Here is a 13,373-nt window from a genome sequence, read left to right as displayed (position 1 = left end):
TAGAAATAAATTTAATTAATGCTGTTTTACAGTAGATATAAAATAAATGAATGATTAGCGATATAAAACCGCTTAAATTATTAATTTACTTCTATTTTAATTTCCTTAACCTTTGACAAACCAATATCTATTTTAAATAGACTATAATATAATCATTTCTTTGCCCATTTAATGAGGTTTTATGAGCTACTTTTTTGCCCACCTTGCACGAATGAAACTCATCTATCGCTGGCCGCTAATGCGTAATGTCCGTACTGAGAATGTCTCAGAGCATAGCTTACAAGTTGCCATGGTCGCTCACGCGCTGGCGATTATCAAAAACCGCAAATTCGGTGGTCACGTTAACGCTGAACGCATTGCTTTATTAGCAATGTACCATGATGCCAGTGAAGTGATTACGGGTGACCTTCCCACCCCGATTAAGTATCACAATTCACAGATTGCGCATGAATATAAAAAGATAGAACAATTTGCCCAGCAAAAATTGCTAGATATGCTTCCAGAAGAGCTACAAGAGGATTTCAAGCCACTTCTCATTGAAGAGTTGCAATCGGATGAAGAGCACAGCATTGTTAAACAGGCTGACTCGCTGTGCGCTTATTTAAAATGTTTAGAAGAGTTATCTGCCGGAAATAGTGAATTTAAATTAGCCAAAAAACGCCTTGAAAAAATCCTTGCTGAGCGACAAAGCCCCGAGATGGATTATTTTATCGAGATTTTTGTACCTGGTTTTAAACTATCTCTTGATGAAATTAGCCATTAATCTTCAAAACTGGAATGGTACTTTTCATTCCAGTTTAATCAATAACACTCACTCTCATTCTTTTAATACTGTCGGGAAATCGATATTCAGTCGTCTTGAATCACCATTAATACCTAATATAACTTTTCCATGATCACTCTCTATGAGAACAATAGAAATTGTTTTTTGTTTGCTATTTTTTTGCCACTTTTAATCATGTATTTTACAGGCCAATTATCATAAGCGTTAATCTGAAGTCGGCTTAAGCCGATCTCAAGTTATTTAAGCTATTAACGGTTACGTTTTTTAATGAATACAAAAAGAAGTAGAAGCCCTCTGATAAAGGGCTTCATTCTCATTAGAAAGGAAAAAGAATAGGTACTAATAATACGCTTATAATCATCACGATGATGGTAAATGGCACACCAATTTTGACAAAATCACCAAACTTATAGCCCCCAGGGCCTAGCACTAATGTGTTCACTGGTGACGAGACTGGCGTCATAAATGCCGCAGAAGCTGCAATCCCAACAATCATCGCAAACGGTAATGGTGAAACCTCCATCTGACGTGCCGCAGCAATCGCGATAGGCGCCATTAAAACGGCCGTAGCGGTATTAGAAATAAATAAACCTATTGTGGCACAAAGTATAAATAGACATAGCAGCATGACATGTGGCCCCAAATTACCCGCGACTTCCATGAGGGCATCAACCGCCAATGAGATCCCGCCCGTTTTTTGAAGCGCCAATGCAAACGGCATCATCCCAACAATCAGAATGATACTGGGCCAGTGAATAGACTTATAGGCGCTCTCCATATCAATGCAACGGAATTTCCCCATTAATAAACACGCAATCAACGCTGCAACAAAGTTAGGAATTTCATTTGTTACCATCATAGCGACCATCAATGCCAGACAAAACAGCGCATGGGGAGCTTGTGAGGCGGCTGGAGCGACTGCCTCTACTTCAGCAGCAAGGTTTAACACAATAAAATTGCGCGGTTTTGTCGACAAAATGCGGATCAGTTTCCAATCCCCAATGACCAAGAGAATATCACCGAGCCTCAATGGTTCATCAACTAATTTACCATCCATGGCCTTGCCATCTCTGCGGATCCCCACAACATTCAGGCCATAACGAGTACGAAACTTAATATCGCGAAGACTTTTACCCAATAATTCAGAATCTGGGTTCATAGACACTTCCGCCATACCAACATCTCGAGATTGATCAGAAAAATAGTCACCGCGTAAAATCATCGGTTCCAGTTTCTGTTCAAAACAGAATTGGCGTAACTCATCATCACTGACAGAAATATCTACCAGCAATACATCTTGCTCTCTAAGTTCTGTTCCCCCTGTTGCACTGACCATAACACGGCGAAATTTCCGCCAGCGCTCAATGCCTACCACGTTAGCTTCATAGCGAGAGCGTAAATGCAATTCATCAAGGGAATGACCAATTAATGGCGAGCCTTTACGGATGGCAAGACGGCGCGCTCTACCGGTTAATTTATAGTCACGAATGAGGTCACGAAAGGTACGTTGATAACGTTCGGGGAGCTTATCGGGTTCACTACTTCCTAACCAGCGGCGGGCAACCCACATATAGGCGATACCCGCCAATAAAATCACAATACCAATTGGTGTAATGGAGAAGAATTGAAACCCTTTGATGCCTTCCCTGACCAATTCACTATTGACCACCATGTTCGGTGGTGTCGCAACTAATGTCATCATGCCACTAATTAAGCCCGCAAAGCCTAATGGCATCATCATGCGACCTGGAGAGATTTTCATGCGGGCGGCAACACTCAGTACAACAGGGATGAAAATAGCAACCACCCCTGTAGAACTCATAAAAGCGCCTAGCCCAGCAACCGTTAGCATTAAAAATACTAACATCTTGCTTTCACTACTACCTGCAACACGAACCAGCCAATCGCCCATTTGATAGGCGATCCCTGTTCGAACCAAGCCATCACCAATCACAAATAACGCCGCTATCAATAATACGTTAGGATCGGCGAAACCCGCAGTGGCTTGCTCTAAAGTTAAAGTATCACTTAGAACAAATGCAACGATAACCAATAACGCGACCACATCCATCCGAATTTTGTTTGTGGTAAACAGTACGATAGCTATCAGTAGCAGGGTTAACACCCACAGCAATTCTCCGTTCAAAGCATCCCCTTTCGACGAAAAAAACAGTGCTAATCAATTCCTTTAGTTAACCATGTTTAGCGGAGAATTTCTTTGATTAATTCGGTATTAAACATTTTTTGATACAGATAGTGTGAAAACACCATTTTTGTCTGGGCCAGATACCGAAATTTGCGTTAATGAACTGATTATTGCATGAATTTGTTCTCTTCTTGGCATACTCTCTGGGGCATGAACAGCGACCACTTGGCAGCCTGCATCAAGGGCTGAGTGAATGCCTGCTTGTGCATCTTCAAATGCAATACACGCTTGTGGATCTAAATTTAGGCATTTTGCCCCTAATAGGAAAGGTTCAGGATCAGGCTTACCTTTTGTCACTTTTTCAAATGTGACCCAATGTTTGGGTTCGGGTAATCCTGCTGCTTGTTGACGACCATGCGCTATCGGTACGGTTCCTGAGGTTACGATAGCCCAAGGCACCCCTAATTCCTCTAAACGGGTGAGCAGTGCAACGGCGCCTGATAACGCAATAACACCTTCAGTGTCGGAAGCTTCCATTTCTTCTAACCAGCGAAAACGAGCATTAATTTCGTCTTCACTGGCATCAGGCATAAAGTGGCGTAAACTGGTTAGCGCAGGTTTCCCATGGATAAAACGAATGATTTCTTCTGGCGCTACCCCTATCTCTTTACCAAATAAGCACCAGCAGCGCTCAACAACAGCTAATGAATCGACAAGTGTACCATCAAGATCAAATAGTAAACCTTTTGCTTTTAACTCCACTTTTACCCCTTACAAACGCATTATGCGTTAATAATTTGACTAATCTCTACCGCAGATAGGTGGTATTGGCGAGGACATGCACGCCAGATCCCCAGCATCCGCACATATTTATCCCACATTGGTGTTTGTGAGTTGAAACCATGAGTTCCGCTATCGAAATGCGTATAGCGACCTTCCGTATTAACCATAAAGCGAACATAACTCAAATAACGCGCCTCTGTTGCTGCATCAAAACCTAAAAATTGTACTCGACGCGCGTCAATGCCTTGTGGGTCACTCATATTGCCATATGAGACCTGTAAAGCATGATACATTTCCATAATATCAATGACGGTACGGCAAGTGCTTTCACTTAATTCACCAAAATCTCTATCAAGCTCACGCATTTGCAAACCAAAACCCCGCTCTACAATCGTTTGTAGACGGCGATAACGATCCGCATTTTCAGGATCGAGCATAGTCATCATTTTATATTGGTTAGATAAAATTAGGCGTTGTGCGTTGGTCATTTCCATCATGCTTCTCCTCGGAAAATTTTTAGCTCATCTTCGCATTCAAATTTCATGATGGACAGTGAAAACATCACTTTTATTGATCTAGACAGGCTTTTTGCGTTACTTGTTGTTAAATCGGACTTTTAATTTAAATATCGTCCATAAATGACTTATCTAATTGCTTAAATGCTCGTTGTAACAATTGTGCTAATGCCAAGTAATCAGGCTGCCCTTCTACAGGTGCCATCGCAATCCCTGCTTGTACAAATTTTTCTCGAATTTCGTAGAACCAACTCAACAAACTGGCGGGAAGTGGAGTTGATGCTCTTTTACCAAGCCACCACAAACCCTGCATCGGTAAACTGCAAGCAAATAGTGCTGTTGCAACCGCAGGACCGAGGTCTCCCCCTAGTGCGATTTGCCAAGTCAGTGTAAAGATAGCAATAGGCGGCATATAGCGAATACCAAACCGAGTCGCCTTGATCATGCGCAATTCAGGGAAGATAGGGGTTAACTTTTTCTCCATAGGAAACGTTTTTAGGTACAGGTTCCCCAACCTAAATCGTTTAAAAAAACCCGATGGTGAGTTTTGTAATGTACTCATACATTCCTTCCTATGACTCGCAAACCTATATAAAGAAATAACACATTTAATACTTACCTTACGCCATTTTAACAGCAATGCCTATGAATAAGCACAAATAGATAATTTTCAATTATTGCCGCACTAATCTGATCATTTTTGGCGAAATCAGCTATCCTGATTGATAGGTAAATTTGCATAAAATGCGTATTTTTTACGGTGCTTATGATTTTAATCAATCAAACCGGCCATTTCTAAAAAAAACATACAAAATATAAAATAATTTTAGTAGAATTGGCCGCATTTAGCATCGCTGTAGAAGTCTGTTAATTTATGCTTGGTTTCAATTGTTCTACAGCTTTGATATATATTGGGGTTTTTGCGTGTTATTTCAACGCCAGTCATTAAGTTCACTCATCATGCGCTTAATGCAATTAAAAACACGGCTTTTTTAACCCTTTATTAGGCACCGATACATGTAGTTTTGACATTATCATTGATATCAATCATGAAATATCAGGTGTCAAATGCGCTAGTCTCTAGCGATACCATACTTTTTACAAAGTCTTTTTATGCTTTTGCAACTTAAAGGCTTCACAACAACAATTAACGATAGGTATTTCCATGTCAAGTAAGCTGGTACTGGTACTAAACTGCGGTAGCTCCTCACTGAAATTCGCCATCATCGATCCAACCAATGGCGATGAATATTTATCTGGATTAGCTGAATGCTTTAATCTGCCTGAAGCTCGTATTAAGTGGAAAATGGACGGCGCTAAGCATGAAGCTGAATTAGGTGCAGGCGCGGCACACAGTGAAGCACTGAATTTCATTGTTAACACTATTCTTGCAGCAAAACCTGAGTTGTCTGCTCAAATTTCTTCTATTGGTCACCGTATTGTTCATGGTGGCGAGAAATTCACCTCATCTGTTTTGATCAATGACGACGTCGTTGAAGGCATTAAAGCAGCAGTGCCATTTGCACCTTTGCATAATCCAGCTCACTTGATTGGTATCGAGGAAGCGAGAAAGGCATTCCCTCATTTAGTACACAAAAACGTAGCGGTTTTCGACACTGCGTTCCATCAAACTATGCCTGAAGAAGCTTACCTATATGCACTACCATATGAATTATATGAAGAGCATGGTATCCGTCGTTATGGCGCTCACGGAACTAGCCACTACTATGTCTCCCGTGAAGCGGCGAAAAAATTGAATAAACCGGTTGAAGAGCTTAACGTTATTACCTGCCATTTAGGTAATGGTGGCTCGGTGACGGCGGTTGTTAACGGTCAATGTGTTGACACCTCTATGGGTCTGACACCATTAGAAGGCTTAGTCATGGGAACGCGTAGTGGTGATATCGACCCTGCGATCATTTTCCATCTACATGACTCACTCGGCATGAGCGTTGAGCAGATCAACAAGTTGCTAACAAAAGAGTCTGGCCTTCTCGGCTTAACCGGTGTGACTAGTGACTGCCGTTATGTTGAAGATAACTATGCAACCAAAGCCGACGCTAAACGCGCTATGGACGTTTTCTGCCATCGCTTAGCGAAATATGTCGGTGCATACTGTGCATTGATGGAAGGCCGTCTTGATGCCATTATCTTTACTGGCGGTATCGGCGAAAACTCTGCGCAAGTACGTGAGTTAACGCTGAAGAAACTGGCTCTACTTGGCTTCGAGTGCGACCATGAGCGCAACTTAGCTGCACGTTTCGGTAAAGAAGGCTTAATCACCACAGATAACAGCCGCCCAGCGCTGGTTATCCCAACTAACGAAGAGTTAGTGATTGCTCAAGATTCAGCACGCTTAACCGCTTAAGATTCTCTACCGCCAGCCTAACCCGCTGGCGGTACTACTTTATGATACTGTTTTATTAGAGTAACCGATTAAAGAGGTTCCCGTGTCTCGTACAATTATGTTAATTCCTACCGGCACTAGCGTTGGTTTGACCAGCGTCAGCTTAGGTGTCGTTCGTTCAATGGAACAAAAAGGTGTCCAGTTGAGCGTATTTAAACCTATCGCTCAGCCACGTATTTCCGGTAGTAAAGATCAAACCACTGAAGTTTTACGCTCTCATTCAAGTCTCACCACTATCGTCGAACCATTAAAAATGGAATATGTAGAGTCACTACTGACCTCTTCAAAAAAAGACGTGCTTATGGAAGAGATTGTTGCCCGTTATCATGAGCAAACTAAAAATGCTGAAGTGGTATTAATCGAAGGTTTAGTGCCAACGCGTAAGCACTCTTTTGCACAGTCTCTGAACTATGACATCGCAAAAACCTTAGGTGCAGAAATTGTGTTTGTCACCGCACCGGGTAACAGCAATATAACTCAAATGAAAGAGCGCCTTGAGTTAGTACGTAACGAATTCGGCGGCCAACGCAATAAAAATATTATCGGGGTTATCGTCAATAAAGTGAATGCCCCTGTTGATGAGCAAGGTCGTACTCGCCCTGACCTCTCTGAAATCTTTGATGATTCGACCAAAGCAACCATTGCGAATATCACAGCAAAAGATTTAGAGTGCCTAAGTCTACCGGTTCTAGCATCAATCCCTTGGAACTTTGACCTGATTGCAACGCGTGCCATCGACATGGCAAGACACTTGAATGCCGACGTTGTTAATGAAGGTGAAATCAATACTCGCCGCGTGAAATCAGTGACTTTTTGTGCTCGTAGTATTCCTCATATGCTTGAGCATTTCCGCCCGGGTTCACTCTTAGTGACTTCGGCAGACCGCCCAGATGTATTAGTTTCTGCGTCTCTTGCGGCAATGAATGGCGTTGAAATTGGTGCAATCCTGCTAACTGGCGGCTACCAAATCGACGAGCCTATTCGCCAACTTTGTGAACAAGCTTTTGAAACAGGTCTACCTGTATTTATGGTGAAAAGCAATACATGGCAAACTTCACTGAATCTACAAAGTTTCAGCTTAGAAGTGCCTGCGGATGACCATGAACGTATTGAAAAAATTCAAAACTACGTTGCTCATCATATTAGCAGTGAATGGATTGAATCACTCGTGGCTGATTCTGAGCGTCCTAACCGCCTATCACCACCTGCTTTCCGTTATCAATTAACTGAACTAGCACGTAAAGCCGGTAAGCGTATTGTTTTACCAGAAGGTGATGAGCCACGTACGGTTAAGGCTGCCTCTATCTGTGCAGAGCGTGGTATTGCAACTTGCGTACTGTTAGGTAATCCAGAAGATATTCGCCGTGTCGCTGCTGCGCAAGGTATTGAGCTTGGTACAGGCATCGAAATCGTTGATCCTGTGAAGGTACGCGAAGATTATGTTGCTCGCCTAGTTGAGCTACGCAAAAACAAAGGCATGACCGAAGTTGTTGCTCGTGAGCAACTTGAAGACAATGTTGTTTTGGGTACATTAATGCTCGAAAAAGGTGAAGTTGATGGTCTCGTATCCGGTGCCGTCCACACCACAGCAAATACTATCCGCCCACCTCTGCAATTGATCAAAACAGCGCCGGGTAGCTCATTAGTCTCTTCTGTCTTCTTTATGCTACTCCCTGAGCAAGTCTTCGTTTATGGTGACTGTGCGATCAACCCAGACCCAACCGCAGAGCAACTGTCAGAGATTGCTATCCAATCAGCAGATTCCGCGAAAGCCTTTGGTATCGAACCTCGTGTTGCAATGATCTCCTACTCTACTGGTAATTCAGGTGCAGGAAGCGACGTTGAGAAAGTGCGTGAAGCGACTCGTTTAGCACAAGAAAAACGTCCAGACTTAATGATTGATGGTCCATTGCAGTATGATGCGGCTGTGATGGCAGATGTCGCGAAATCGAAAGCACCAAACTCACCTGTTGCAGGTAAAGCTACCGTGTTTATTTTCCCTGACTTGAACACGGGTAACACGACTTATAAAGCGGTTCAGCGTTCAGCCGACCTCGTTTCTATTGGTCCAATGCTGCAAGGTATGCGTAAACCGGTTAACGACCTATCACGTGGTGCATTGGTCGATGATATTGTTTACACCGTTGCTCTGACAGCGATCCAAGCCGTACAAAATGAAAATGCCTAATATAAATTATTAGCATTTTGTCTTAATTAAAAAGCCAACTGAACAAAAACGGTTGGCTTTGTTTTATCTAACAAAAATACGCGAGACGCTTTTCCTCATCTCCTCTTAACTGCTGAAAATTGCAAGATTAATTACCATTAATAGTAATAATAAAGAAACATTTAAAATATAATTAAGCGCGGAGATGAGCATGCTAGATGCTTTTAAATATTCAGTAAAATTTGAGCAAGTTGATATTATCAACCATTTTAAAAACACCTCAAAAAATAATTTTTCTAAAAAAATAATTGGGGTAGATAATATGAAAAGTTTACAAGATGGGATCTGTTATGGGCTAACTAACTCTTTTTTATATTATGCTCATGCAAACCAAGAAGAGATCTATGTCACTGAGACATATAACGCTTATAAAAACATAAAAAAATAAAGTTGGTTGATTTTTTAAAAGACACCTATCATTATAAAGCCTTTAAAAAACATAGTGAAGCCTTGTTAAATCAGAATTTCAATAAAGCTAGGAACATTCAAAATCATCATCACATGATTTATTTTTTAAGAGATATACTGAATAAATTCAATAAAATAAAAAAAGAATATAATGAAGATGACTGTGATTACATAAATAGGTTATTTCAAAAAAACACGTTATCAATTAAAGAGGATGAAAAACATTTATATCTAGAGCTACACGAGTTTATCAATAAAGTTTACCATGATGCACTTAATCCTCCTCTTAAGTTAGAAAAAAACCGTTATAATAACTTAGTTAGTGATGTCTCTTCAAAATGTTTTCAGAATGAAAGCGAAATAGACTCACTGCGCTTTCCACTATTTTTCTCTTTAGTGAAAGATTATTATTTAGAGCTTACAAAAGAAAGATTAACACAGCTTGAAAATATACAAAATATACATTATGACTCAATTACATCTATTGATTTCGATATCACCTTTACATCCAAAGAATTAAAAGCACACATTGAAGATTGCTTAATAAAGAAAAAGGATATTATTGGTAACCTGTGCAGTCAAACGCACTCAATGGGAATTGTCGTTAAATATAGAAATGGTAAACCTATTTTTGAATTTTTCGAACCGAATAAAGGACTATTTAAAACAACCGATAAAAGTCATTTTTTTAACTTCTTAGATGCTCTGTTTAATGATAAGTCCTATAAGTTTGAAATGAGAGCCAAAACTGAAGAAAAAACTGTCAGTTTGTCTAGCTCACTGGCTGCAAATCAAACATTCAATTATATCCAAGCACCAAGAATAGATGAGCGCTTGGTAAACCAAGATGCAAAAGCATTAAGAATGAAAAGTAGCAAATTAAAACATCACAGAAAAACAATTTAACTTATGGGGTTATAAAACTAAAATATTAAAAACCATACCAGCAAATAACCACTACACCACCTATTAGAAATAACTAACTGATTGATAGGGCAAAAACACTGCCCTATCAACAATAGCATCTAAATCGCTTTTTGCTTTCTACACATCAATAACGATACGACCGTTGCAACAATAATATTTAACACAAATGCAGCGATACCGATATTCATAAATTCAAGCCCTTTGCCTAACCAAGGGAACAGTTGCGATAACGAAATGTGCTCAATATAAGTCACTGCAAGGAAAATGACCCCTGCGATAATACCAGCCATTGCCCCCGTCGCCGTCATAGGGTTATGTTTTCTAAAGCTCATCAATAACGCGGGAAAAAATTGTGCGACAATATTAACACCTAATAACATGATAGCCACTAATGTGTCGTTGCTGTGAAAAATAAAGTACAAACTCACTAACGCAACCAAAGGCACCATAAAACGCGCATAAATTCCTGATTGACGTTTCTCTTCACTCACATTTAATGCTTTTTGTACCACTCCCGCCAACATATTAGACGTCGTCAATAATAACATTGAACCAGGTACTAATGCCGTCAGCATACCCGCGGCACCAATAAGACCAACAATAAGCGGTGAAAATGTGGTTTTAGCGATCTCAAATAACGATAAATCCACCATTGAGCCATCAAGATGCGGTATTTGTAATATTGCAGCATAACCAACAAAGAACGCAAACAGCATAATCAAGCTGTATGCAGGAATGAGAATACTATTACGCTTTAATGACTTTTCATCTTTAGCTGTAAATACGGCGGCCATATAGTGCGGCCAGCAAAAATAAGCCACTACAGATAAAAAGATAGTTGAGATATACCACGGAATATTCAATCCCTGCTCAGAAAATGTCAGAAAGCCTGGGCTAGCCGTATCGATAGCACGGAACATATCGCCAAAACTACCGTAGTAATGCAAGGGAATATAAACACCGATAAAGACAACAACAATTAAGATCATCAAATCTTTTAATGCCGATGTCCATGCTGAACCATGAATACCTGAAATCATCACAAACAAGGTCACTGCAATGATGCCTATCCAAATCGCCATATCTGCGGGAATAGCACCATAAGAGGCTTGAGAAACAATAATACCAAGCCCTTTAAGCTGCAATACGAAAAGGGGTACCATCGCCACAATGGAAATTAGGCTAATCAATAGTGCTAAGCCTTGGCTTTGATATTTTGCCCCAAAAAAGTCAGAGATGGTTCTAATATCATTCTGCTTAGCAAATCGCCATACACGAGGATGCACCCAATATAGAAATATCCCCATAAAAGCGTTAACCGCCAATGTGTATAATATGGCAGGCCCTTTCCCATATGCCCAGCCACTCCCCCCTAAAAAAGTAAAGGTAGTATAAATTTCACCTGCACTGAGTAAAAAGACTAATAAAGCGCCATAACTACGTCCACCAACAGACCACCCTTCGTGATCCATGGTTTTACCTTTTTTCGACCTCAATGCAAGGTAGATACTCAATAGGAAAAACAGTGTAATGACAACTAAAGCGTAGCTCATTGTTTTTCCTTATTCTTTTTAGAGTCTAAAATATTAATTAGCAGCATAATTAAAGCGCTGATCACCACCCAAGCCACAATCCAAAACATTAAAAAAGGCAATCCCATAACAAAAGGCTCTACGCGATTGGCATAGTAAATACCCACAGTTAGAGCCAGTAGCGGGAAGATCACCAAAAAGTGATACCATTTCATACATTAATTCCTTCTTACTTAACCACCAGAAACCAAATGACGTGGCAAATGGCTGAGCATTTCAACTCCCTCTTCAGTGACTAGCAGCATGTCTTCAATCATAATGCTGCCAATGCCGATACCGTAATAAGGTGTTTCTAGGCTCATCACCATTCCCGGCTGAAACACATCAGTCGTCGCTGCACTCACAAAAGGGGCTTCTTCTAACCCGACAAATACGCCATCTCCATGCCCTAAGTGACCACGGTTATAGTGTGGTAAGCCAGAACAGCGAATTAATGCCATAGTTTCATTGAACACATCACTTAAACGTACCCCAGGAGCGACACGGTTGAGCATGTATTCATGGCCTTTATGTATGGTTTGATAAATCTCTTTAACTTTATCGTTAGCATTGCCAACAACAAAGGTTCTTGCAATATCAGCCCCATATCCCGCAACATCAACACCACAATCGAATTTAATAAGATCCCCTTCTTTCGCAGGCACATTTTCCGGTAGCATTTTTGGGGAGAAATCACTGCCGACTGAAATTAAATTGAAACGACTGTAGTTAGTTTCTGGAAACTCCATCACTTTAGCTTTAAAAGCTGCGGTTAATTCAGCGGAAGTACAACCCACTTTGATTAATTCGCTAGCAGCTTGAATACCCGCTTCTGTAATTTGAGCACTTTTTCTTAAGTGAGCGATTTCCCATTCACTCTTGATAACGCGCAATTCATTGAAGAGCGGAGCGGAATCCACTAGATTTAATTCTGGGATCACCTTGTCTAGCCACACTTTCCCCATATGGCTGATTTGACCCAATTCAATGGCGACAGGTTTACCATATACATCGGCTTCGGCCAGCGCATCTTTTAATAGCGTAAAGATAGTCTCAATCGGGCTATGAATAGGCCTTTGCTTAACAACTTTGCCATTATCAGGGTGATAAGGATCATCCACATCAACCCATATTGGGAATGTACGCACTTGTGCATTAGGCATTTCCAATTGCAAATTTGCAGCCTCAAATTCATTCATAATCACCAGCGATTTCACTGATGGGTCACGAAAAATTACCGCGATCGCCGAGCCTGTTTGCCTAAAGGTATACATGAAGAAACTAGCAAAACCGGTTAAGTGATAAAAATTATCTCCCACGGTAGCTACGAGGGCTTCAATCCCCTCTCGCTCCATAATCGCACGGGCTTTATTCGTGACATTTTGTAGGTGTTGTTGTTTTAAAGAAGATACATCTTTATGAATTGTCATTATTTATTCTCTCGGATGGTGCAACATGGTGACCAAGAATTAATTAGCAGGAAGGCATAATTCAGTGGGCATATAAATATATCAAATAGCCCACTTATTAATTATAACTAATAGTTATAATATAGTATCAGTAACACTATAGAATAGAAGACAGTATGAATTAAAGGGCTAAAGC

The 13,373-nt window shown here is 40.7% G+C and carries 12 protein-coding genes; 5 read left to right on the top strand and 7 right to left on the bottom strand.

The annotated features are described in order from the left end of the window. Positions 1 to 181: 181 nt before the first annotated feature. Positions 182 to 763, top strand: coding sequence for a 5'-deoxynucleotidase (gene yfbR / locus I3B46_RS08075; RefSeq protein ID WP_014656266.1), 582 nt, complete (start codon positions 182 to 184; stop codon positions 761 to 763). A 337-nt stretch (positions 764 to 1,100) separates the two neighbouring features. Here yfbR and I3B46_RS08070 read toward each other — a convergent pair whose 3' ends face one another. From I3B46_RS08070 to yfbV, 4 genes are all read right to left on the bottom strand, one after another. Continuing rightward, positions 1,101 to 2,930, bottom strand: a complete 1,830-nt coding sequence (locus tag I3B46_RS08070) for an SLC13 family permease (RefSeq protein ID WP_014656267.1) — start codon at positions 2,928 to 2,930, stop codon at positions 1,101 to 1,103. 87 nt (positions 2,931 to 3,017) lie between these two features. Then, on the bottom strand, positions 3,018 to 3,692 hold the full coding sequence (locus tag I3B46_RS08065) for a sugar phosphatase (protein WP_014656268.1): 675 nt from the start codon (positions 3,690 to 3,692) through the stop codon (positions 3,018 to 3,020). Positions 3,693 to 3,712: 20 nt separating this feature from the next. Beyond that, positions 3,713 to 4,207, bottom strand: coding sequence for a YfbU family protein (locus I3B46_RS08060; protein ID WP_014656269.1), 495 nt, complete (start codon positions 4,205 to 4,207; stop codon positions 3,713 to 3,715). Between the two features lie 127 nt (positions 4,208 to 4,334). Then, a complete protein-coding gene (gene yfbV, locus I3B46_RS08055; protein WP_004921149.1) occupies positions 4,335 to 4,790 on the bottom strand; it encodes a terminus macrodomain insulation protein YfbV in 456 nt (151 codons plus the stop codon). Positions 4,791 to 5,393: 603 nt separating this feature from the next. Between yfbV and ackA the strand changes: the two genes are divergently transcribed. The 4 genes from ackA to I3B46_RS08035 all read left to right on the top strand — a co-directional run bounded on the left by ackA (position 5,394) and on the right by I3B46_RS08035 (position 10,176). Beyond that, entirely contained in the window at positions 5,394 to 6,596 is a 1,203-nt protein-coding gene (gene ackA, locus I3B46_RS08050) for an acetate kinase (RefSeq protein WP_004921151.1), read from the top strand. 82 nt (positions 6,597 to 6,678) lie between these two features. Beyond that, complete coding sequence (gene pta / locus I3B46_RS08045; protein ID WP_163761984.1) at positions 6,679 to 8,823, top strand: phosphate acetyltransferase; 2,145 nt, start codon at positions 6,679 to 6,681, stop codon at positions 8,821 to 8,823. Positions 8,824 to 9,013: 190 nt separating this feature from the next. After that, on the top strand, positions 9,014 to 9,250 hold the full coding sequence (locus tag I3B46_RS08040) for a hypothetical protein (RefSeq protein WP_014656271.1): 237 nt from the start codon (positions 9,014 to 9,016) through the stop codon (positions 9,248 to 9,250). A gap of 2 nt (positions 9,251 to 9,252) precedes the next feature. Next, positions 9,253 to 10,176, top strand: coding sequence for a YopT-type cysteine protease domain-containing protein (locus I3B46_RS08035; protein WP_036940922.1), 924 nt, complete (start codon positions 9,253 to 9,255; stop codon positions 10,174 to 10,176). Between the two features lie 119 nt (positions 10,177 to 10,295). Here I3B46_RS08035 and I3B46_RS08030 read toward each other — a convergent pair whose 3' ends face one another. Genes I3B46_RS08030 through I3B46_RS08020 form a run of 3 tightly spaced genes read right to left on the bottom strand, consistent with a single transcriptional unit; the run spans position 10,296 to position 13,198 of the window. Then, positions 10,296 to 11,750: a sodium:solute symporter family protein gene (locus I3B46_RS08030; RefSeq protein WP_060561123.1), complete on the bottom strand. Its 1,455-nt coding sequence runs from the start codon at positions 11,748 to 11,750 to the stop codon at positions 10,296 to 10,298. After that, the gene (locus I3B46_RS08025; protein WP_004921159.1) at positions 11,747 to 11,944 is read right to left on the bottom strand and encodes a DUF3311 domain-containing protein; all 198 of its coding nucleotides are present in this window, start codon (positions 11,942 to 11,944) and stop codon (positions 11,747 to 11,749) included. Before I3B46_RS08025 ends, I3B46_RS08030 begins: the two co-directional genes overlap by 4 nt. A gap of 18 nt (positions 11,945 to 11,962) precedes the next feature. Beyond that, positions 11,963 to 13,198, bottom strand: a complete 1,236-nt coding sequence (locus I3B46_RS08020) for a M24 family metallopeptidase (RefSeq protein ID WP_004921161.1) — start codon at positions 13,196 to 13,198, stop codon at positions 11,963 to 11,965. Positions 13,199 to 13,373: the final 175 nt, after the last annotated feature.

It is taken from the genome of Providencia sp. 2.29, from assembly GCF_015832305.1.
GTDB classification, from domain to species: domain Bacteria; phylum Pseudomonadota; class Gammaproteobacteria; order Enterobacterales; family Enterobacteriaceae; genus Providencia; species Providencia stuartii.
Note: the sequence above shows the minus strand (reverse complement) of the source record. Positions and strands in the feature narration are given on the sequence as shown.